Here is a 22830-nt window from a genome sequence, read left to right on the forward strand (position 1 = left end):
TAAAAGTTTTGCGTAGTATGTTTTTCGTCAGCGCTATCGCAGTAGGAAGCCAAGAACGAGGGTTAGTAAAATTGAGCGGACTGATCGAATCAGAAAGTCATAGAAATTTATTTTTCGGTGTGACCAGGCCTTCCATTGAGTCACGATGACCCAAGCGACCCAGATATAAAGCACCGAATAAAAAATCAGTAAAATAGTTAAGCTGAAGCTACCCATGGGTACGCCCAGCGTCGCCCCAATGAATGCAGCCTCTTGAGAAGCAGAGACCGCCATTAGCGGTAATTTCCGTCTACGGGTGGTAATGACCGTGGCTCACGTCGCTCACTGTTAATAGCATCCAAAATACCTTGTTGGATTTTTTGCAGGTCGTCGCTCAAACGTTGGTAATCGATCTGTCTGCGATCGCGCTGATTGGCGGCCTGCTGGGCTTCATCAATAATTTTGGTGACGGTTCCCAGCTCAGTATTCAGGCGCTGTAGAACGGAACGCTCTTGATCCGTGATGGCGTATGTGGGCGCTGACAGTAGCGCAAGGATTAAGGAGGAAATTACTGGGGTTCGCATAATCATTATCCTTTGTTGAGGTAATGATCATGGAAATTTTAATCTTGGGGTATGGGAAAGCTTTCTAAGGGGAAGGAAATTAATTATATGGATTTTATGAATAGGTATTAGCCAATTACTTCTGGCAGCCACAGTGCACCAAATGTAATTTTCTGGAAATTCACTTTGGCAGAAGACGGCCAAGCGGACATTCAATTCTTCGACTCTGTCCACATCATATTTTGGTGAGATCGGGGCAATTATTCGCCTCTAACCTAAACTTCAATCGTTTATTGTTCGTCCAGCCAATCACCGTCAACCAGCCATTCTTTTGGAACTTCTCTTAGGTCTAAAGATTTGTGCTCAACCTCCAAGCCAAGACTGGATGAGCAGTGTGCAGAAAACCATTTTAGTGATTGAAACTCGAAAGCTACACGCGTAAAAAGGTGATTGGAGACAAGCCAAAACCCTGAAGATAGATCATGCTTATTTTTGCTTATTCTGGCGAAAACTTCATCGTTATTAAGTATGGTTGCATGGGCTCCAGAGTCAGCGCAGTATTTTTTGAAATGCTTTAGGTCAATAACAACAACCAAGTAAATACCCCCCTCTATGAAGGAATATAAATATTCTGGGTTTATCGAAAGGGTAAATGGGTAGTAAGGAATCCAAGCATTTTCTGTTTTTGCAGGATTTAAAAGCCAAACAATTGTTGTACATGTAACAATTTCATTCATGAAGCTTTCGTAGTCTATGTTGCTCCCTGAAATAGCAATGTAATGTAACCCTTCTTCGGGCGAAACAATACCAAGCTTGTCTTTTTGTGATTTTTTTATAGCTTCGTTCAATTCATCAAAATAATTTACTTCTACTTCGCCAAACGAAGCACGAATTACATTCTTTACCCCTCTAAACTCCTCAGCCCCATCATTTTCAAAAAAGGCACCTATAGACTTCAGGCTTTGAATCTGCCTGTCCTTTCTGGAACTACTGGCCTTGCTACTTTTAATCTCAACGGGAAAGGGGGTTCCATCGATAGGAGCACATACATCTCCATGACGAATAACGTTTGTAATATCGCACAGAACACAAGGCATACCCACCTTTATGGATTTCTTAACAACACTCCATTCAAGCTTGAAACCTTCTTTTCCTGATAAAAATCCAGCTGATTCTTTAGGTGAATAATCTTCGGTGTTGTAGAAGAGGTTTTTCAAGTCGTATTTGGAGAAATATATATTGGCTATCCCATCACCGAAACACTGCCAGATAAAGATAAGGTGCTTATATTCATTTATCGTTTTTTTTAATTTTTTAGATAACGCTTTAAGTCTTATAGATTCGGACTTTTCAACTCGATTGTATTTCCTAACCTTCTCTGATTCTGATAATGTTTGTTTGTTAATTCGAATACGTTTTTCGCATTGCCTAATTTTGGATATTAGAAAACGCTGCAAATCTAATAACAAATCAAGATTGTCAGGGCTTTGCATGAGGTCATGCAGCATGTAAGAAGCTTTATTTATTGATTTTTTGTAGCGTCTAATCATTTCAGATATTTTTCAGACTTAGTATGAACCACTTTTAAACCTCTAATTCCTATAGGGTTAACTGGTAGTATTGCAATGTATTTCACCGAAGACTATCAACCACTTTGTTGCCTCCATAGTCGCTCCGGTTTCTCCCGATTGGAGCGGTTAGTTTTCACCTACGGGGAAAACGCCTCTGTATCACGGCAAACGGCGAAAATCGGACATTTTTGGCAAGTATAACAATGAAAAATAATGCACCTAAGTTCAGGGAGCATTTCGGCAATACCCCCTTCTATTTCTCAGTACTAACTTCAAAACGAAGGCTATACCCATTACCTGAAGGCCACTCCTCACGAGAAACCTCAATATTTCTACTTTTAATATCTCCAAATTTTGTATCACCAGCAATAACCGCTTTCTCGTACTCCTCAGGTAGCTCTGACCCGACGGCCTCCTTGTATAGTCGACGAGCTAGCCAAGCAAGTTCATTATGAGCAGAGCTTGCTGACGTAGGCTCATTCATATTAAGGCACAATTTTAAACATTTTGCCGCATGGCTATTACCATCTATATAGTAGGCGATATTATTCGGCATTATGCCACCTTCAAGTTCTACTAAATTAGAAGATGCAAACCATTCATCATTTCCTAAATCGGTGTAATAACCAGTTTTAAGCCCATCCGATACAAGAAAGTCTTTGGCTTCATAAGGAGACCAGCCGACAGCAAAATTAACTCTATCAGGGTTCATTTCATATTTGGCTAACTTTTTCATCCCAAATAATGAAAAGTGAAGCTCTTTAATCGATTTGGTATCGCAACGAATAACTGAATTTTTCCATCGATCTAATAAATCCACATCAAACCTAAAGAATAACATTGCTAAGGTTTTGGCATACCATCGTAGCCATGTTTTTGAAATGGTCGTCTTTAGGCCAATAAAAGCTCGCTGATAGCGAATATACAACCTCAATACAAAAACAAAGGGCAAGAACAGTGTAGAAAGCGCAATGGGCAATATAACATCCGCCAGTGTGGCCGCACTAAAGAACTCTCCTGTATCAAAGATCAGTTGATAAAAAGCATATGCAGTAACTAATAAGCCCATAAAGCCCATAAGATAAAGAATAAAGCTCACAGCAGCCTTGTTCTTCTCATCACCCTCAGCCATTGCCAACATGGCCCCCAAAAGGGCAGTAACTGGCACAAAGATAAATTCCATATAGAGCGGTAGGCCATAAAAATTAATAACGATCTCTATGAAGAAGATTATCTTCACGTTAACTTTCAGTGCGTCAGAAAAATAATTTTTCTGATCAGCAATTTTATTCATACGAAATAAAGTAGACAGACCAACAAAGAAAAACCAAAACAACGTGTTTTTTAAATAATTAGATTCCCAAACCCCCATCTCCCACAAGGCAAAAATCATAGAGCAGAAATACAACACCATTAGGAAAAACGGCACCAATATTTGAGGTGATAGAAAAATATTGGCACTAGAAGATAGAATTGATGAGGCGCTTTCGAACGCGTTTTTTCTATAGAGGAATCCAATTAAAACGATCAACCAAAAAATAATGGCAATTTCTCGGTTTGACAATAAATCCATATTCGATGCGAATCTCCGTTATTTAAATCCGGCCATAAGCGGACATTAGATGGGCAACTTTTTTCATGCAATGCTCTGAGAAACCAGCTTCATATTACCAAGGCCGCCCCATAGTTCTTTGTTGCCGACAACGTAAAAATTCTGTTTAGCTCTGGACACTGCTACGTTGAGCAAATTGACATTACTTGTTGCCCAGTTTCTGGCTCCATTCTGCATCGGGCTAGGCGCACCTAACAAAAGAATAACAGCTTTTGCCTCTTTTCCCTGAAATGTGTGCACGGTCCCTATATTATTACCAATCCATTTATCGGGATCGATAATTCCGAAGCTCAACAGCCGTCCTTTTTCCTGCTCCATGCGTCGTCTCATTCGTTCGGCTACAATCCGGAACGGGGTAATCACAAATATATCGGGGTCACCCGAAAAATACTCGCTGGCTTTGAGGAGCATGCCGCATACACGCTCTCCTTCTTCGGGACACCATTTTTCTTCCGCACTACCCCGCACATCTATCCATGACGTTTGACTGCCGAACAACTTCGTAATTTCTGAATCCTTAAAAGCCGTCGCATGAACCATTAAACCGGAATAAGCGAGTTTATTAGATATCGAAAACATGGGATCTTCACAGCGTCGATGCACTAGAAGCGGCGTTCCGATCCTGATTTCACTTAAATCTCTTGGGATAGTCGTGCCGTAAATATTACTGTTATCAGAAAGTGTTTGAACGGAAGCATCAGGAGCCGCCCATTCGTCTGGATTAACCCCTAAATGCTTTGAAATACCTTCAACAATAGAAGAGGGCAGTGTCACAATAGGCTCAATTTGCAATGGATCTCCCACGCTAATGACGCGTTTGGCTCTATAGATTGCACCTACAGCTTCTTGGGGTGAGGCCTGTCCAGCCTCATCAATGAGTAACCATCCAAGACTTTCTTTCGGTAAACCTTTCATCATTCGCCCCACTGACGCAAATGTCGTTGACATGACAGGGACCACCATAAATGCGCTCGACCATAGGTGCGGAAGTAAATGCTGTTTATCCTGAGGTAAGGGTCTTCCCCCCAAGCATGCAAAATAGGCAGCCATGTTTTGGCGAAGTTTTTTACCGGATGCATCAATAAAGGCTTTATGCAGCTTTATAGCTGAAATAAATACATCATCTCTTAAGCGCTGTGCTTTATCGGTAAAATTAGGCGTGAATATCTGCTGCTCTTCATGATTCAATAGCCATAAATCAGGCGTTACAAGCTTTCCATCACATACGGCTGAAGCCTTTTTCAGCTCGCCAAGAGAGGCTTTCAACTCTTCTTCAAGCACTTTCTCCTGAGATTTACGCTTGATAATTTCTGTTTCCAGATTTTTGATCTTATGATCAGACACATTCAAGCTCTTGACCCCATTATCATATTCTTGTCGAAACTCAACAAGTTTCGACAAGATGAGTTGGTGATCGGATTTCCACGAATGCCATTGAGATCGAGCGAAAAGGCGCTTAAAGAATCCAGGCTTTTTGGACAAAGAGAGACTTTCCTTATCCTGTTGTGTTTTTAGTTCCGCATCCTTTTTCAGAAAAACGGTTTTAAGCTGATCACTTTCCGACTTAGCTAGACTGATACTTTTTTCTAATTCTGATTGCTTTGATCGATTGCCAATAATTTGTATTTTGAGTTCGCTAGCGACATGATAATTCTCGTATGCATTTTGTGCTAAGCCGGTCACATTTTCAGCAGCCTCTAGCGCCAAACTAAATTCTTGTCGCGCTTTGTCCCATCGAGCCTTAGCTTCATTCAAGCTTTTAGGCGGGTCACACTCCTCGATAATTCTAGGAATGATGTCTTCACCATCTTCATCCACTTCGAAGTTCAGCTGTCCCGTGATGTATTTAAAGTACTTTTGCAACGCAGAGTTATCATCCCACCATGCCTTATTGATGAAGGCACTCCGGTTTTTTGAATTTCCTAAAACCGCCGCAATAATCCCCCATGTCTCTGTATCTTCTCCGTCACCTGCTAATTCATCACTAAGGGTTTTAAAATAATTCAGCTCTTCAATGTCTTCAGCTATCTGTGATTTGCGTGGCAGCTCTTTGCTGACATTTTCAACAGCCTTATTGTTAGACGAGGCCACAAGAACTTCATGACCACGAAGCGAGCCATCAAGCTTATAGAGATGAACAAAGCTGTTCCCGAGCTTCATTTTTCCGGCATGCTCAAAGGCATCTTCTGCATCTTTGAACTCGAATAAAGCTCTGGCTCTCTTAACAAGAACAGCAGCAATTATGTCGCGCAAAAGAGTTGTTTTACCCGTACCCGGTGGCCCATTCACCGAAAATAACCCATCGCTCCATAATTCTTTCACTGCCAGATTAACCGCTGCTTGCTGAAGCAATACAAGTGAATGACGCCCCTTACTCGGCCAGCGGGATAACGGCATATTTCGGGGCTCTAGAGCTTTTTCAATATGTGCTTTATCTTGAAGCACATCATATTTAACTTCAGGTTTTTTAATTCCAAGATAGCAAGAAAGCGCTTCACCGCTTTTTCCCGTACCAACCGCCTGCTTGGCACGCTGTAAATCATCCAGAAAGAAGCTGTTCAGAAGCGGCGCATCAGGTTCACCTCTACTGAAAGGTTGATATAGACGAATAGCAAATGAAGGCGCTACGCTTTCGTCTATGGGAAGCTCATAATTACTAGAAAGCCAGTCAAAGGCCTGCCTAGCTTTTTGTAACGTAAAAGGTAAAACCTGACCCTCTTCATTTTGCCGATAAATTATTTTATCCAGCCCTTCGGTAAGGGCCTTTTCTGCAACCTCCCAGTATTTAAGCTCGCTCAGCTTGCCTTTCATAGCCATCATATAAGCCCAGCCAAAGCTTGAAATTGCCAACCCAGTATCGGGAACGGGAACGCCATGCTTATCAAGCAATATGACGCCGAGCGCGGCCAACCCCTTAACTTGTGGACGCTCGATGCGCTTATCCTGATAAATGCTCAGTAACTGAGTTGTCGCTTTTTCAAGATCAACTGCGCCCAGGTAAACAAGATAATAAAGATTGTTTTTAGGAATAGATTTTTCGTCATTAAGCCACGGCTCCTGGCCTGCTTTTAAATAGGCTACTGAACCTTTTCCTACAACAAGGTCTTTGGGATTTTTATAGGATTGAGGAGAAAGTGCTTCAAGAGCCGTCCATGTGTCTAGTATATCGCCAGGCTGATCATCAAGGTGTTTTTCCTTTAGCGCCTCACCCCCGAAATTGGATAACACATCTGCGCTCGTTGATAGCAGCTCATCCCAATTAATAGCTTCATCGCTATTGATACCATTAGAAGGGGCTTTAACTGCAATAGAGGCAGATGACCGAGAAATCAGTTCAGCTCCTTCGGAGGCCGAATTTTCTCCATCTTCTAACTGGCAGTCATCTCTATTCAAGCTATTTTGAACATTTATCAGTAACTTTTTTGCGCGCTGCGTTGATCGATGCGCCAGCTCTTCCTCAAGCTCCTCAAGGGTAGCGCAATCGCCTCCGGCCTTTGCGTAAACGTCTTCGAGTTCGGTGATCTTGTGCTTGAAATATTTTCGGTTTTCCATATGGATCTACCCAAGTACGCTGATCTATCTACACCACATGATGGGGAAGCGGAGCCAGTCTTCATATACGCTAAACGTATATACGAAGCTGCTCCGCAAGATCCTCATCTCCGAGTAATCGGATTATATCTCCTTCTTAGCGCAAATCTTCTCAAAGATTCTTTGAATGCGATTTTGAGTGATATTTGCATTCGGGTCTAGATACGGAACGTCAAGATGATTGAATACATGATCTATCTCTAGACTGGCATCGCGTCGAAACACCATGTTGGCGTCACGTCCTCCTCCGACAGGAATTGATTCGTCTAATGTGGTTTTTAGTAGTAACGCATAGCGCTTCGAGTGATTTTTTACTAAATCATATAAATAACTCCGCTCTTCGCTAGTAAGGCTTCGCTCAGTAGCCTTTAGAGCAGCCTCTAAATATCCGAGGGCATCGAGCACGGGCCGATCAACCAGAACCAGATCTGCGCTCAGCTCTGCTTCTAACTCAGCCTTGATTACGGAGACAATAATCCACAAGGTGCTCTCGAAGGTATGGTTCTCCAAAATAGGAAATCCAGCCGCTTGGCATTTGGTCGCTGTATCGCTAATTCGAATGACTGATATTCCTATAGCCTTCGCTTGGTTTTCGACCGTTTCAATGAAGGTTGATTTACCAGTTGAGTGAGTACCGGCAATTCCTAAAAAATAAGCCATCAGAAGAGGCTCCCTTGTTGAGATTTAATAAAGGGATCGTCTGAACTCCCTGCGATTTGAGACAAAGCGAGCAGATCAAGCTGAGAGTCTTTGTCCATCTCCGAAACTAACACCAGAAAAAGCGCCGCCGTAATCTGCGCATCGCCACTTGCTCGATGGCGATTTGATGGATCTATTTTTAGGTTATACGCACTTATCAGTGCGTCTAGCGAATAGCTGCCCAGCCCAGGCCGGACATACTTTGCAAGCCTCAATGTATCGAGAATTGCTATTGGAGACCACTCACCGAACTGATTTCTCATTAGTTGAGTATCTACACTCACGTTATGCCCCACCACAACACTTTTACCTAGAACTATTCTTATTTCGTTCGCCACCTCCTTGTGAGAGGGACATCCCACTAGATCGCTATTAGAAATACCATGAATCTGAATAGCACGCTCAGTCACCGATCTCTTGGGCCGTATAAGCCAAGAGCATGGGCGACCTATTTTCCCGTCAGAGACAGGCACGATGGCGAGTTCAATGATCTCCTGAGGAACCTGTCCATTGCCCTCCACGTCTACTACAACAAAACGGCAGTCGGTCCAAGACGCGTTACTCACAGCTGCCGAACCTCGATCAGGTGAGAAGATGCTCGGCGCGGCTCAGATACTTGCTGGTCGTCCACGTACTGCTCACATTCGGCTCGCCTGATTCGATCGATAATCAGTTCTTGCGATGTTGTATCGAGGAAACTCAAAAACGACTCCATAGCTGAAGCCTTCATATTCGCAATTATATTGGTCAACGCACTAACACGCTCATTCATAGTGCGCTCGTCCAGTTGGCTAGGCATTTCAAACGCGGGGGTGTTTTCGCGCGGTGAGAAGGGAATAGCAACGTTAATGTGAAATTCGAGCTCCTTCACAAGCGATAAAGTTTCCAGAAAATCACCGCGCTCTTCGCCCGGAAAGCCAATAAGCCAGTTTCCGTACAAAACGACAGGAGAGTTTTGACGGAGATCTTTCAATACATTGGTTAGTCGAGCTAAGTCATAGCCACGGTTCATCGCTTTAAGAATGCGCTCAGAACCGCTCTGAATTGATATATATAGAAGCCGGATTCTGCCATCTATGCTCCACTGAAGAATCCTTTTGGAGAACCTCAGGAAGGGCTTAGGCTCTATGTACCTAACCGAGATTGTTAAAGCAGGATCGAGGGCGAGCAGACTCTCTACAAGCTCGGGAAAACGTGCCAGGGAATCTGGCGCGTGATAGTTACCGATCTCGTCGCCAATCAAAACAATGTGGTGTTTTCCCTGTTCTACCGCTTTTCTAGCCTTTTCAACAATGTTAGATAATGGGACCGACTCAAACTTGCCACGTCCCTGAGGAATACTGCAGAAGGTGCATTTGTAGAGACAGCTCCGCGTAACCGTGATCATTTCGCACGGGTCTTGTTCATCGTAAAACACAAACCCTTTGGTTGTCTGTCGATAGAAACGCTCTGCATGGCTCCCATGGAGACGATCAACTTCTTGCAGATCGGCAACGATAGATGCCTTAGAGGCTCCTACGCGTTGACGAAGATTCTGGAGACCATCAGAGTCGTTGTTTTCAAATCTGACGCTTGAGTTTTGAGATAGCAGCTGATCGACCTCAGAAAACTGGAGGTGGGTGTAACTGCTGAGAATCTCGGGCATCGTGCTGAAGGTCAGGCCTGGAATTGAAGTTTTGCTGAGTACCATGGCTGCGCTTGTATTTGCGATGCAGCCGGTGACATGAATTTTCGCTTGAGGAGCGCGCTTGCTAGCCTCATTAATTTGAATAATGGCGTCGTCCACCCAGCGGCTACGTACAGAGCAACCGGAATAAATTATTTCGTCCGCGTCCTCTGGCCGCGAGACTATTTCAAGACCTTCTTGATCTAGGCCAGTCCGTAGAACATTGAGATCGTAGGAGGAATTGAGGCATGTGTTATGAGCGAAATAAATTTTTTTCATGGTAGCATCGATTCCATAGAAAGCTGAGAGAATGTCGCTCTACCTCCCAGCTTGATGTTAAATTCCATTAGTGAGCAGCTACTTCACTCAACACTAAAATGGCGGTATATCTTCACGCAGCCTAACACCCAAAAACTGGATTTCGGGAAGCTAGTTAAACTTTACCTCATTGAGACTAAAAGGCACAGGACGCGTGGGTGTCTTTTAACGCCAATAGCGGATATTCATTCAACGTATCAAATTTCAGTTTGCTATAGAAAAATCCTTAACTTGAATCAGCTTAATATCTTTTTCGCTGAGCCGAAGTGCTACTAAAGTGGTTTTGTGTGATTTCCTTTCATCAGCGTCAAAAGTAAGGAGCTGAGCCTAGATTGGCTAAATAATCACTGGAAGCATCCAAGAGGAATAGATTATTTTCAATAATCCGGCCATAAAAAATCTCGTTTGACGCTAGGGGGCCCGTAATATTCGACCAACTGATCATATATACCTTGGTAATTCTTTCTGATAAACGAATCAAAATGATCATGTCCTGCTTCCAAATTGTAATAGAGATCGAACTCTTAACCAATTACGTATAGTCTTCTCATTCTTACCATTCAGAAAATTTAAAAATTTTCACCCAGCTCCCTGAGTAAGTAGCTGTCCAGTTATAGCTTGGCATAAATATCGATAGCTTTGAGGTGGTTCAATCTTGTTTTTGGATCTTAATTGCTTCAATGGAACTTGCTGATCCAAGTTCCAGTATTGTGAAATCTCTATAGCTGATGCCATATCACACCCATTAAAGTACTCTAAAAACTCCTGCCGACTAACGCCTGACTGTGCTCCGACTTTCCTCCAAAGTGATGCTGGCTTTCCTTGAATAATATCACCAATAACAAAAGCTCCAACTAAACACATGGTAGGACTCGATTCATAAACCAAAGCTAAATCTCCGGCACTAACCTTAGGACATTTCCTTCTTAACTCATATTTTTTTTCTCCTGCTGAAATAAGAGATACATATTTTGGTTTAATCGAAAAAAGTACAGCTTTATTATCCACTTTTATTCATTCCGTCAGTGTAAAGATTTATAAATTGCTCATTCGTAGTATTCTTGGGACTTATAGGTGCGCCGTTGATGCCATATTTTTGGAAATCTTCTAGCTCAACGGGGTTCTTAAAGTACTCCGTTTGGTAAAACCTCATAGCCATCACCTCTCCATCTGGATCATTTTTAGTGATTTCCATTAAGTTACTCCATTCATAGATACCAAGTCTTTTATATTTTCTGAATAACCTTTTAGCAGTATCAGTTTCAGAAGATATAAGCCTTGAGCAAGCACGAATTTCGCTCACTTTATTTGCGCCATGGCTACTTACGTACCATAGAATTCTAGCTCCTGAAACCATACTAAACCGCTTGGGGGATCTATAATACACGTTTTCAATATTAAAATGCTTGGTGGGATCAGCACCCCAGAGTTCTTTTTCAGCAAGCCCCTCATCAAACAGGTGGAGAGCCCAAACAGGCCTGATCGGTATCAAGTAAGTTGGAACATTACCGTCAGTAACTTTCAAAGGCCAAAAAGCTTCTTCATAGAGGGCTGCGTTATCCTCTGCTTGCAAAAAGGAGGATAAACTATTTCTAGCATGGTCATTTATTTCGGCCAAACCAGAGGAGAACTGGCTAACCTTATCTTTTGCCGTTGCTAAATTACATATGATATTAGCTGAAAACCTAACCCAACCATTGTCCGATTTAATAAAACCGTTAGTCTGAAAAAGATCATCATTTTGGAAAGAGGAATAGTCATCGGTATATTTAATCAAAGACACTCCCCCATCAGCATGAGAAAATATTTCTGCCCATGCAAAATTTTGAGCTATAGTCTTCGATGTTACATCACCAGCATGCCGCATAACATCTATTGAAAGTTCACCGCCTGCCTTTTTAAAGCATAAAAAGACTGCCTTTTGATCATCATCACTAGATACCAATAATGCTTTATATTGATTAGGGTTTGCTATCGCAGTTCGTATTTTTGCTTCTAGAACCTTCCTCTTTTCCCCGTGAGAAGGAAGGCAAAAATGCTCCGCAATGGAAGTGACCTCTTCACTTGAGGGGCAATGAACATGATACCTTGTACGAGAAATTGAACGGGGGGTATATTTTTCTAGATTTTCGATTTGATCCAATTGAGTGATGAACTCTACAGGACGAAGAGCTGAAATATTACAAACCTCATAGATTTCATCTGCTCTAGCTAAAATGCCAGTATCCAGAGTTATAAAGTATTGAAATCCAGCTGCCGCTGAATAGGCAATATGATGCAGATCAGATCGATCTCTATCCTTTAAATTATCACCCCATAAAGGAAAAAGCTTGTTGCGATAGTTCTCAAAAGCAGTTCTTTTTATTTCAATTTTTTCAAACTTTTTTGCCTGAGAATTACTGACTTTTTTTCTTTGGGGTTCTTTTTTCTTTCTGTTTCAACAAATATTTCAGGTGTGACAAAATACCTTACATATGGTGTCATCGCGTCCGATATTAATGCTAAAGCCTCTTCATTTTCAGCCTTTTCTGGATCACTCATCTTAAACACAATATTGGCATCAATGACCGCCCAAGTAAGGCTGTCATCATCATGTCTAGGCATCATTTCATAAAAGAAATCTGGTATATCAAATTTAAAATACCAAATAGTTAGCTCTGATCCCCCTTTGGCCTTACCTTGCATGTGCCCAGCATGCTCAAAACCAAGGCTAGGCCACATTCTACTGATCTCATAATCACTCCTGCAACGAACCTCAATACCTTTACAGTGTCCATCATCGGCATGCTGCCTAAGAGCCTCGAATAGAATTCGCGCACCACCTTTTCCTCGAATTTCACCTGAAACACAAAGGTGGGAAATTGCTACACGCTGCCGAGCCACCCTGTATAAAAGGTACCCCTTAACTTCACTCCTATCTAAGAGGTATAAAATTAGGTTTTTTCGTGCATGATCTTCAAATGCACCGCGAGGAAATAGCCCTAGAGTTGCTCTATTTACCTTCCATAAATCAATAGCAGCCTCAAAATGCTCCTCAATAGATGAGTCTGCACTTACACTAAAGCTACAGGGTGCTAACGAGTTATCTACTAATTCTTTTGGCATACTGCGTGAGCTAACCCCTAATATATGATGTATAACTATATTCCATTTACTTCCCTTTGGACTTAACTTTATAGTTATTTGAAACATCTATTTTACAAATAGCCATCTGATATCCCAGCAAGTTATTCACATGGTAATAGGCGTTTTTCAACCTTACCTTCGAGAAGAAAGGTAAGGTCAGCACTCCGGCCTTCTCTGAGACAATTGCATATACTATTTTATAATCGCCAGTATCAGGCCGCGCGTTAACATCCTTAATTTTAAGCTCAGTAGGAAGCTTTTTATTTAACGCTGCACGGAACTTCGAATCACTGCTAAATAGCTCGGCTGAAACCTCACCCTGAGCAAAAAGGTGACTTAAACTGCTTGATGCTGTTCCGCGTTTCACATGAATTAAATCCGCTCCATCTTTAATAAGATCGCAATATTCGATACTGCTTCTTCCTCCGCCATGCACAACATTTTTTCTATCCATTAAAACATAGGAATTATGAGTAGCAACAAAATCATTGTATGCGCCCTCACCATCGTGGTCATAAATGGGGAGCTTATGTGTGTAATTATCAATTTTTGATATTGCAGAATTTACTTTATTTACAAAGTCATCTTCAACATTAAACCAGCTTCCATTTTGAAGGATATATAAACTGCCACTGTCATTTATTTCAGCGTATAGGCAGTTATATGCCGACCATGACTTGATAACATTATAGTTATCATCTGTTGAAGATATTGTGTGCTTTCGAATATCTTCAATAAAATATGAATTATTTTTACTATTAATAACCTCTATTAGCTTATTTAGCCTTAGCTCTGGATAATAATTCGTCCTTTTTCCTTTTTTCTCTAAGACGTAAAATGAAGTAGCTTCCCAGTCAATAATTTCTGGTTCAGCCAACCAGCAGTTAGCAGGTATAGGACTTGTTTTTAACAGCTTTAACAACTTCAAGTCCAAATTATCTAGAAGCGCATCATCTTTTATTCGGCGGAAATTATCGACCCAACCAAATGATTTTTTATAGTCGCCTTTTTTATAAAACTTATGCGTTTCTTTAAGTATTCCACAAAACCCATCCAGTCCCTCTTTAACATTTAGAGTTAATGCATCTCTTCCAGTAACCTGCGCACCAAACTTTTCAACCTTTGAGCTGCCTGTTATCGCAGTTAAAAGGTCAACTTCCGTATTCAGAGCTAATTCGAATATATCTACGCCTTTGCTGGCTTGGGTTCTTGAGTTAAGGGGGGTTCTTTCGTGAGATGCTTTATCGATACTTCTGAGCTTATCTTCACCAATACTATTGAGCGCTACCTTTAAACCATAATCTCGTTGAATTAAGCTTTCCTGTATTAAATGCCTCCCCAATCCAAAAGTTATCATAAATTTAGCTTGCTTGAGTTCGATGACTAAAACAGCGCCTGGGGAACTACTATTTCCAATTTCCTTCTTGTCGACATGGCCCGCGAATAAGGTTGCCCATGATGGTGGATGCGGCTCCGCTTTTCTAATATATAAATTAGCTTCCTCAGCACCATCTAAGTTTATTGAGAAACAAGAAAGAGCATCAATATCCTTAATGATTTCCTTATCTGCCTTACTCTTATTCTTTGCCAAATAAATGGTTAGGCGATTAGATTTTTCGCTTGAGATAAGTGCCTCCTTGGGAGCCCTTGCACATCAATCCATTGTATCATTATAAAATTTCATGTCCGCTTTGGGCACACAACAGTCATTAGAATATTTTTATTAATTTATGCACTCAACGCTTGCAAAGCATGCTCTGGATCAGCCTCAACAATCCGTAATAAAGAGCGAGCAGCACCAGTCGGGTGACGACGACCTTGCTCCCAATTTTCAACGGTACGTTTGCTAACCCCTAAAATCATTGCAAATTTATCTTGGGATACGCCTAAGCGTTCACGAATCACTTTTACTTCTGGCTCAGGAAAGTCAAAGCTGCGAGACGCCTTTTTCTTACCTTTGACGATACCATCCATTTCCTGGACACTGGTCATCAGTTCATCGAACATATCTTTTTTCATAGTCACCACTCCTCAACAATGGCTTTTAACTGCGCAACCTGAGCCTGCGTCAAGTTGGCCTGCTTACCCTTTGGGTAAACATACAACATGCGAATATGATCATCGTTCACCACCCAGTAATAGATAGCGCGAACACCACCGCTTTTACCTGTGCCTTCCAAGTTCCAACGAACTTTTCGAATACCGCCTGAGCCTTTAATGAGATCGCCTAAGTCCGGTCGATTCACCAAAGCTTCCTGCAACTCCTTATATTCATCATCACTCATCAATTCCTGAATGAATCTGGTAAATACAGTGGTTTCTACTACTAACCATTATTATCAGCTATATGCCGTTGGCGCACCCTGTCCAGGAGTATATAAAAAAGCAGAATATATTAAGAATAAGGTTAAACCCAATAAAAACCAAATAAACTCAAAGACTTTAGTTCCCTAAGCACGCTATTCAAAGACCAGCCCCGCCACAAAAAGCATTGCTTACGAGCAAAAGCCGCTGAGTGCTTAGAATTTCCCCTATTCAGATCGAGTCGCCCACATTAGAAATACTTCTTTAATCGCTCAAATGTAATACGGACAGCCAAACCAAGCAGAATGGCAAAGGGCAGAATGACAATTACTGGACTAACACCAATTGGTAGGCTGATGTAGACCACACAGGCCGCGATAAAGGCAGGCACAATTGATCTTCTCGCCAGATTGAAAACATTGCTACTTTCACGCCCACCGCCCCAGCGCCTGAGGTCTCGCTCGACTAATCCATCAACACCGCCCACAAGTGCTGCTAGCAAGAAGATCGGTAGTGAAAATACTATGAGCACTAAACGGATGACAAAAGTTTGTGTGACATAGGTGGATGCTTGTAGGTAGTCACGGTATTGCTGATAGAGGTCATGCGCCCATTCCTGAAATACTGCGAAGGTACCCGCCGAAGCACTCGGTACCATTTGAATAATAGTTTCGAACCAGGATTGATGGGCTATCCACGTTACTGCTTGATGAGTAGTGGCAACAACATCATTTTTTATTGGGATGGATTGGTCGTACAGCTGCTGGTTAAGATAGGTTTGATCAGTGGCTAGTACCGCTTTGGCGTGTTCACTGCCCATCTCTGGCCAGAACCAGATCATACCTATCCACTCGATGATGATCGACAGCATCAAACTGATGATTAACCAAACCACCAACTGAACCAGTGCTGAAAATAAGTTACCGAGAAGACCGGGCTCTTTTCTTTTGGGGGGCTGGTACTGTTGTGGCTTGGCCATGGGTTTATCACCCCTGCCTATCGGCCATAGTAGCTGGGCCAATCCACTACAGAGGTATAGCTGCGCCGCATATGCTGGAGCATGTCGCCCAAGTCGTCCGGTAGCTCCTGATCATCCGTTTTGGACGGCATGGGGATACGGATTTTCCACAGTTCACTGCCTCTAAGCAGGACGAAAGCCTGACCTTTGGGTAAAGCGACAATATCCGCAGGTGAGATCATCGGCACACGACTGATGCTTATCCGGTCTTGATTATTCGAGGTAAAACCGCAAACGGACTCTTCATTATCTGTGACACCTGATACTGCCATGATTTCGCTGACGCTCACTTCCGGTAGCTGTTTGGTGAACATTTCACACGTCGCGATTTCTTTCACACCCATGATTAGCATGGTGCCGATATTACCAGCCAGCTGCCCCGCTTTGGCCTCACTGCCCAGTTCCGCAATAGGATCGCTCCAGGTTTGGGTGTACAGGTTCAGCTGGTAGCCAGCACCACCACTTTTGTTGATCAGTGTTTTAAATTGCGGCCCGATCAAATCAGAAAACTCATCACCGTGAATTACTATATCTGGCGGACGTTTGGCTTGGTGACCCGTATTGCTTGGCTCTATACCGTGCTTATAAATATGGCCCGCTAAGCTGGTTAAATCGCTGAACATGGATGCGCCTACGGCGCTGGCCACTTCAGGGTCGGTGAGCGCATCTAAACCCACATAGACCACTGCATTAGAGCGTATCGCTTGCGCCCACTCCAATACTGGCCGCTGATCTTCAGCGTTAGATGTATCCGGCGCCAGAATGGAAGCGATATTACCGGTGGTCAGTTTTTCCAAAAACGGTTTGATGGATACGGTGATTTTTAGGAAGTATTCGCGGTCGTAGCGGAAGGCTGAAATTAGCCCTTCTAACACCTGATCAAAGGTCACATGGGCATTGAGATAACGAACCATCGCCACAGCTTCAAGATCTTTACCCAGATCAATACGCGGCAGTGATTTCAGATTAATGCTGTCCTGTAATTCGCCTAGCTCATCCTGCCAATCGTCGGGGCCATTTTCGGCTAGCCAATGTCGGCCATAAAGAATCAACAGTGCATCAATATCGGTGATATAGCGCCGTATTTTAAGGTAATCCGGCGTTTGACCCATGGCCACTAACGCCACCGCAATCACATTGATAAACTGCCAGGCAAATTCTTTAAATGCACTGGCGTCACCCTCACCAGGTAACTGACTGGCAATTCGGGTGGCGACTTCTGTAATTCGTGAAAAGGAGCCAATAGCATTGTAGCGGGCGCTCAGTTCAGGATAACCCAAATGAAAGATGATCAATTGACGCCCTGCTTTTTGGGACTCAACATAGATACGCTTTAAATAGTCGGCGTCGCCTTTCGGATCTAACACAATCACACAATTGTTACCGCGTCGAATATCCTGAGTGGTTAATACCTCGGCCAATCGGGTTTTTCCATGGCGCGTTCGGGCAATCACCACCATATGCCCCACCCGATCACTGAGCGGCATGGTGGCATTGGTTTCCCCTCTGATCCCGACGCCGTGAATGACGGCATTGCCCCCGATGGCAGGCGGCGGACGGACGGGATTCAGAGGGGAATCTGTTGCGGTTAATCGCATGATCATTTTTAGTAGCGGGACATGTTCCCACTCGATCTCCTTGCGACGAACCCATTGTTTGATCCTTCCAGACTGCAGATAACGCTCAGCCCGTTTATCGCGGGCGGCATAGAGTCGCTCAGTGTGTGCCTGATTCCAGCGAAAACCTCGCCCTAAAAACAACACGGATTGACTCACGGGTACTTGTGACGAAGACATGACATAACGTGGACTGCGTCTAAGGTGACGCTGGTACTGAATCACGCGCCACGCTTGTCGTCCTCGCCACCAGCCAAGACCACCAAGACAAGCTGCGCTGAACAATGCAACAGACGGCGTCATCATTAAGAGTCGTGGTGCCATCAATACCGTTGCCGCACAACTCAGCGCCACTATTGCTGACGATAATTCGACAGGAGGACGTAGTAACACCTCGATTTCGTAATGATCTGTCACTGCTCCCAACCTTCTTTTGATAGCAGAATGGGGTAATGGGTTAAACCCAACTTCGCCGCGAAGCCTTCCGCTGAAGCGGGTACCAGCTTTAATCCTTCGGCAATGGCTAAGACAGATTCAACCTCTTGACGATCCTTTGCCTCAACCAACAGGCCGACAGCACCGAGATGGATAAGCTGTTCGCGTCTTTCGACCAACCAGTCTTTTGATACCTGATCAGCACCCACCAGAAACAAGGGCCGCTGCAAATAAGGCAATGCTTTAGGAGTGACCGCGGCCTTCCCCGGCTGCATCGAAGGGGTGGTGACAGGTAAATTGAAAGGCAACTGGTTTTTCTTTTTCTGGATAAGCGATTTTTCTTGTAACACGGGTTTCGGCAAATAGGGTTCCAGTGGCAAGGTATCCACCGAATCATAAATCACCGTCAGTGGTTCTCTGGCATGAGCACCTAAACACAACAACAGGCACAGCAGTCCGACTAGCCCTCGCATTAGAACCACTCCCGCCAATGCTGTTTTACTCGCTCTCGATAGCGCTGTGCGCTGTTGAGTGATTCCGTATCTTGGCCGGGATCATGGTAACGCCCTACCGCCTCCCACCAATCATTCGTCTGTTCAAACTGCTCATACAAAATGGTGGCACCGGCGCTAAGATTTTTTATAGGCACCAATGAATCATCGATAGTAGAAAACCGCTGTCGGTGCCATCGCCAATTAATCTGCATCAAACCAATATCGACCGACTGCTCTTGCCGGATGGCTTGGGCCACCCGGTGAACTGCCTCTTGCCGGGATTCACAAAAGACACTCCGGCCATCGATATTTAGCGCCCATGGCCACGGCATCTGTTCGCCCTGATAGGGCTTACCACTTTCTGTCAACGCTACGGCATAAAGAATATCCACAGGCACTTGTTGGCTCTTGGCGACAATCCAATAAGCAACGGGCACGTTGTCTAATGCAACCGTAGCGACCGACTGCATCAACGTAACACCCGCAATCAATGGCTTAGCAAAACCATAATTCATAGCCCTAAACTCTCCCTGTTCAATTGAAAAAAACGTCCATTACGTTTCAAAAAAATCGGCATCGCATCTGCCGCCGAACCTGTAGATTGATTCATTAGTCTTTGCAGTAGACCTTCATCCCGGTTCAAACTTAATTGCTCATTATTGAACCATATGGTTTTGATACCGTGTGCCGTCGCCCATACTCTGACAGCCTCATCGTCCTGAGCATCGCGTACATAGACATCGACGCCACTGTGTTGCGTGCCAGACAACAGGCTTACCAACCGGTTGATTGTAGGCAAGCACTGACGGCAGTTCGATGGAACAAATAGCAGCAGGCGATCACTGTCGGCAAAACGCTTTTGAGCTAATCGTTTAGCGTCTCTGGTCGCAGATTTCTGTTGCTGGTGTGCAAAGTAAGGTGCCAGTAATGGTTGATTTAGCATTGCAGTGTTGGGGTACAAACGTTCGAAGGCGACTCGGTAGGCTTGCTGAAATTGCAATGCACGCTCGGTTAAATCAAATTCTTGCTGCGCATATAGCTCGGCATAACGTTGCTCTTGCTGTATCGATGTTGCAAACATACCGAGGGCCAACAATGGATCAAGGTCAGGATTCCACTTGCCTAGCGGACCACGCATTAAACTGAGATAGCGTTGATACTCACTCTGCTCTAGCCCCCAGTGCGTTGCTAAAGTTTTCAACTCAAGGGTTTGGCTGACTGGCGTTTCAGTGTCGGGAGTTTGTGAAACACTCGATAAAGCCTCATTCTTATCTGCATTCGCAGTGCAGACGATTGCCACCATCGAAATCAATATACTTGGTGTAATCCGAAGACTGTTCATGGCGCTACCTCACCCTGACGCCAAAAACGTTTCTTCCATAGGCGATAATGTTCATCCACTAACTGACTGGACTCTACTGCAGTGGGTAACGCCTCAATCTCAACAGGCGGGATCGTTAACATCTCACCTGCCAGTAAATGATTCATATTGTGATTGGCAAACGCCTGAGGATTCGCGCGAAAGAGATGAACCAGAGATTGATCCGTTGTCATCCCGTTGAGATCAAGATTGTTTACGATGGAACTTAAACTATCACCCCGCAGTACGGGGACATAACGTTGCTGCTCGACTGCAATAATCTTCAATTCTTCCGATGACACTGACTCGACTTCCTTCCGTGCTAGCCACTGCTGTTTTGCTTTCTCCGAATCTGTATCGGTAGCGAATTGAGTAAACCCTTCACGCAATTGGTACCTCACCGTGCGTTTAACAGGATTGATTAAAGCTTGAAAACTGTGTCCACCTAACGTGGTAACCGCTTCCATTAGCGTCATCGGCCCCAAACCTCGATGTGGTTCCGGGAGCGCTAACATCAACAAGAGGTACTGTTCATCCGAATCAGGATTTATATCGAGCTGGAATCCATATGGCCTTAACAGGTAGTTCAGCGCTTCCCCTACTGTTGTAATTTTTTCAGGTATGCGTATTTCGATAATGCTTTGTAACAAATCCGTTTGCGCTTGCTCCGGTCCGACCTGGACGGACAGGTAACGGCTCTCAAAAGTACGGCTTTCTGCTATGCCTGCCAACGCACATGGCGAAAGAAATAACACTAGCGCTAAGACCACGCCCAATTTGCCAAAGTCTATCTCTCGCATTAATAACGCCCTCTTCCGTTGATTGAACACGGCCACCAGATTATCGATGGCGGTTTGCTATTAGCAGCGAAAAGCATTCACAGGTAAAAGAAAGAATTGAATGGTGATTTTCATGTTGAGGTGAGAGTTAAAATGATAAAGGTCTGACGGGAGCCAGGCCTTTATCATGGGTGCTATAGAGTACGTTAGTTGGCAAAGACCAGTTGATCGGCCGCCTCCAATCGCATAGCCAGTGTTGGCTGCCAGTGTTTCAGTACCACGAGAGTTTCCCATCTTACGCTTGAAACGCCTATCATCGACGTTTCTGTCAACTGGCCCTGAAGTCGTGCCAACAATCTTCGGGTACTGTAACTTTCTGAAATTGTACCTTCGGCACTAATACTCAGAATGTTTTCCTCAATGCGTATATCGATATAGCCTGCATCGACAAACTCTGTTTCTCGTAACTTATCAAGAACAGAATACACGACAGATTTATCGGCATCCGCTTTGAGTTTTACTGCACCACGCATTTCTAAATACTCCATCATCTTTCTCCTCATCGTGAATAAAAAAGAGAAAGATGTCCCTACGGGAAATCATTTCTCCCGTAGGGTGGCATAACTGGCTAACGCAGCAACTGCTGTTGGCAACGCTTTCAAGTCATGCCGATTTGTTGGCAGCGTAGCTGCTCGTTGCTATTGAGACTGCAATAGCCACAGTGCGATTCGTTATGGAGTTTTAGCGTCAGGGGCAGAGCCCGCTGAGCGTAACGGCCAGACACTGACTTTAACGCCCGAGATACACTGCCGTAATTTGCTCTCGCTCATGACCGAGCTCTTGAGAAATTGCATAACGAGCCACCGTATCGCTAGCTCGCTCTTCTTCACTCAACTCACTACGGATTGGACCACCACAGGCCGGTGCGTGTTTGCCAGTTAGCTCCAGATAGCGTTCTTGTGCATAGCGATGACGCAATCCATGCAGCTTGGATAAGCCTACTTTTTGCGTCTCACGTTCATAGAGTCGCATTTGCTGCACATACATCAGATGCGACGGAATCAATGAACCTTTCCCGGCCACCAATCGCGCCCGCCTTAGAACATCGCGTTGTTCGTCCGTACGTATAGGAATTTCACGCGCACGCCCACCTTTACACCAAGTAGATTTCAATCGAATAAATGTATTTTGGTCTGCGTAGTCCGGACTAAATTTAATCGCCTCTTCCCGGCGGAGGCCAAATACCTTTTGTAGTTCCAGACTTATTTTTAAATGGGGGTCGCTGATGTTTCCGAGCAGTTCAAGATCCAGATCGCGCGCTTTCGACACATTGGTAACAAAAACACGAGAAGCAATCCCGTAAAAGGCATTATCTTTAGCAACGACGTTTTGCTTACCGATTTTTTCAGCCCACCAGCGCAAAGCGGCCAGGCGATTCTTGACCGTACCCGGTGCAAGATTCTCATCGAGGTATTTAGCCACTAATGCATCAACATGTTTTGGCTTGAGTGATTTAGCCTCCATGCGTCGATAACCTAGCTCATTAAGATGACTAGCCATCGTTTGTAACAACTGGAAACGTTCAGCTTGCGTACTGCGACTGCCATCCTGATTACGTTCGCACAGAGTTTTTAGATGATAGTTTAGTTCTTTCACCAACACCTCCTCGTCGAGAATTAAAACATGCTGTTATTCTCGA

21 protein-coding genes and 1 pseudogene are annotated in these 22830 nt (G+C 43.9%); all 22 read right to left on the reverse strand.

Annotated elements, in window-relative coordinates; genetic code table 11:
• Nucleotides 1-33: 33 nt before the first annotated feature.
• The gene (locus UNITIG_RS25460; protein WP_101757283.1) at nucleotides 34-273 is read right to left on the reverse strand and encodes a DUF3262 family protein; all 240 of its coding nucleotides are present in this window, start codon (nucleotides 271-273) and stop codon (nucleotides 34-36) included.
• Nucleotides 273-563 (reverse strand): RAQPRD family integrative conjugative element protein, encoded by a 291-nt coding sequence (locus UNITIG_RS04355; protein ID WP_101757284.1) that lies wholly within the window; start codon nucleotides 561-563, stop codon nucleotides 273-275. Before UNITIG_RS04355 ends, UNITIG_RS25460 begins: the two co-directional genes overlap by 1 nt.
• Nucleotides 564-832: 269 nt before the next feature.
• Entirely contained in the window at nucleotides 833-2035 is a 1203-nt protein-coding gene (locus tag UNITIG_RS04360; protein WP_145999087.1) for a hypothetical protein, read from the reverse strand.
• Between the two features lie 331 nt (nucleotides 2036-2366).
• Nucleotides 2367-3686 (reverse strand): hypothetical protein, encoded by a 1320-nt coding sequence (locus tag UNITIG_RS04365; protein WP_101757286.1) that lies wholly within the window; start codon nucleotides 3684-3686, stop codon nucleotides 2367-2369.
• 63 nt (nucleotides 3687-3749) lie between these two features.
• Nucleotides 3750-7277, reverse strand: a complete 3528-nt coding sequence (locus UNITIG_RS04370) for a DEAD/DEAH box helicase (protein WP_101757287.1) — start codon at nucleotides 7275-7277, stop codon at nucleotides 3750-3752.
• Nucleotides 7278-7400: 123 nt separating this feature from the next.
• Nucleotides 7401-7976 carry an AAA family ATPase gene (locus UNITIG_RS04375; RefSeq protein ID WP_101757288.1) on the reverse strand — a complete coding sequence of 192 codons (576 nt, stop codon included), beginning with the start codon at nucleotides 7974-7976 and terminating at the stop codon, nucleotides 7401-7403.
• The gene (locus tag UNITIG_RS04380) at nucleotides 7976-8581 is read right to left on the reverse strand and encodes a 3'-5' exonuclease (RefSeq protein WP_159931085.1); all 606 of its coding nucleotides are present in this window, start codon (nucleotides 8579-8581) and stop codon (nucleotides 7976-7978) included. Before UNITIG_RS04380 ends, UNITIG_RS04375 begins: the two co-directional genes overlap by 1 nt.
• Complete coding sequence (locus tag UNITIG_RS04385) at nucleotides 8578-9960, reverse strand: radical SAM protein (RefSeq protein WP_101757290.1); 1383 nt, start codon at nucleotides 9958-9960, stop codon at nucleotides 8578-8580. Before UNITIG_RS04385 ends, UNITIG_RS04380 begins: the two co-directional genes overlap by 4 nt.
• A gap of 618 nt (nucleotides 9961-10578) precedes the next feature.
• Nucleotides 10579-11007: an ASCH domain-containing protein gene (locus UNITIG_RS04395; protein ID WP_159931086.1), complete on the reverse strand. Its 429-nt coding sequence runs from the start codon at nucleotides 11005-11007 to the stop codon at nucleotides 10579-10581.
• Complete coding sequence (locus UNITIG_RS04400; protein WP_101757293.1) at nucleotides 11000-12142, reverse strand: hypothetical protein; 1143 nt, start codon at nucleotides 12140-12142, stop codon at nucleotides 11000-11002. Before UNITIG_RS04400 ends, UNITIG_RS04395 begins: the two co-directional genes overlap by 8 nt.
• A 218-nt stretch (nucleotides 12143-12360) precedes the next feature.
• Nucleotides 12361-13104 carry a GNAT family N-acetyltransferase gene (locus UNITIG_RS04405; RefSeq protein WP_159931087.1) on the reverse strand — a complete coding sequence of 248 codons (744 nt, stop codon included), beginning with the start codon at nucleotides 13102-13104 and terminating at the stop codon, nucleotides 12361-12363.
• Between the two features lie 46 nt (nucleotides 13105-13150).
• Nucleotides 13151-14716, reverse strand: coding sequence for a TIGR04141 family sporadically distributed protein (locus UNITIG_RS04410; RefSeq protein ID WP_159931088.1), 1566 nt, complete (start codon nucleotides 14714-14716; stop codon nucleotides 13151-13153).
• A 137-nt stretch (nucleotides 14717-14853) separates the two neighbouring features.
• Nucleotides 14854-15144, reverse strand: a complete 291-nt coding sequence (gene nadS, locus UNITIG_RS04415; RefSeq protein WP_101757296.1) for a NadS family protein — start codon at nucleotides 15142-15144, stop codon at nucleotides 14854-14856.
• Nucleotides 15145-15146: 2 nt separating this feature from the next.
• Nucleotides 15147-15431: pseudogene (locus UNITIG_RS04420) on the reverse strand (type II toxin-antitoxin system RelE/ParE family toxin); the annotation flags it as partial.
• Between the two features lie 248 nt (nucleotides 15432-15679).
• The gene (locus tag UNITIG_RS04425; RefSeq protein WP_101757298.1) at nucleotides 15680-16408 is read right to left on the reverse strand and encodes a TIGR03747 family integrating conjugative element membrane protein; all 729 of its coding nucleotides are present in this window, start codon (nucleotides 16406-16408) and stop codon (nucleotides 15680-15682) included.
• Nucleotides 16409-16425: 17 nt separating this feature from the next.
• Nucleotides 16426-18480 carry a type IV conjugative transfer system coupling protein TraD gene (traD, locus tag UNITIG_RS04430; protein WP_101757299.1) on the reverse strand — a complete coding sequence of 685 codons (2055 nt, stop codon included), beginning with the start codon at nucleotides 18478-18480 and terminating at the stop codon, nucleotides 16426-16428.
• Nucleotides 18477-18971: a PFL_4695 family integrating conjugative element protein gene (locus UNITIG_RS04435; RefSeq protein ID WP_101757300.1), complete on the reverse strand. Its 495-nt coding sequence runs from the start codon at nucleotides 18969-18971 to the stop codon at nucleotides 18477-18479. Before UNITIG_RS04435 ends, traD begins: the two co-directional genes overlap by 4 nt.
• Nucleotides 18971-19507: a lytic transglycosylase domain-containing protein gene (locus tag UNITIG_RS04440; RefSeq protein WP_101757301.1), complete on the reverse strand. Its 537-nt coding sequence runs from the start codon at nucleotides 19505-19507 to the stop codon at nucleotides 18971-18973. The genes UNITIG_RS04435 and UNITIG_RS04440 overlap by 1 nt, the downstream gene beginning before the upstream one ends.
• A complete protein-coding gene (locus UNITIG_RS04445) occupies nucleotides 19504-20334 on the reverse strand; it encodes a TIGR03759 family integrating conjugative element protein (protein WP_101757302.1) in 831 nt (276 codons plus the stop codon). Before UNITIG_RS04445 ends, UNITIG_RS04440 begins: the two co-directional genes overlap by 4 nt.
• Nucleotides 20331-21152, reverse strand: a complete 822-nt coding sequence (locus UNITIG_RS04450) for a hypothetical protein (RefSeq protein WP_101757303.1) — start codon at nucleotides 21150-21152, stop codon at nucleotides 20331-20333. The genes UNITIG_RS04445 and UNITIG_RS04450 overlap by 4 nt, the downstream gene beginning before the upstream one ends.
• Before the next feature lie 185 nt (nucleotides 21153-21337).
• Complete coding sequence (locus UNITIG_RS04455) at nucleotides 21338-21682, reverse strand: hypothetical protein (protein ID WP_200821199.1); 345 nt, start codon at nucleotides 21680-21682, stop codon at nucleotides 21338-21340.
• A gap of 238 nt (nucleotides 21683-21920) precedes the next feature.
• Entirely contained in the window at nucleotides 21921-22787 is an 867-nt protein-coding gene (locus UNITIG_RS04460; protein WP_101757305.1) for a phage integrase N-terminal domain-containing protein, read from the reverse strand.
• Nucleotides 22788-22830: the final 43 nt, after the last annotated feature.

Source organism: Oceanicoccus sp. KOV_DT_Chl (assembly GCF_900120175.1).
GTDB lineage: Bacteria > Pseudomonadota > Gammaproteobacteria > Pseudomonadales > Dasaniaceae > Oceanicoccus.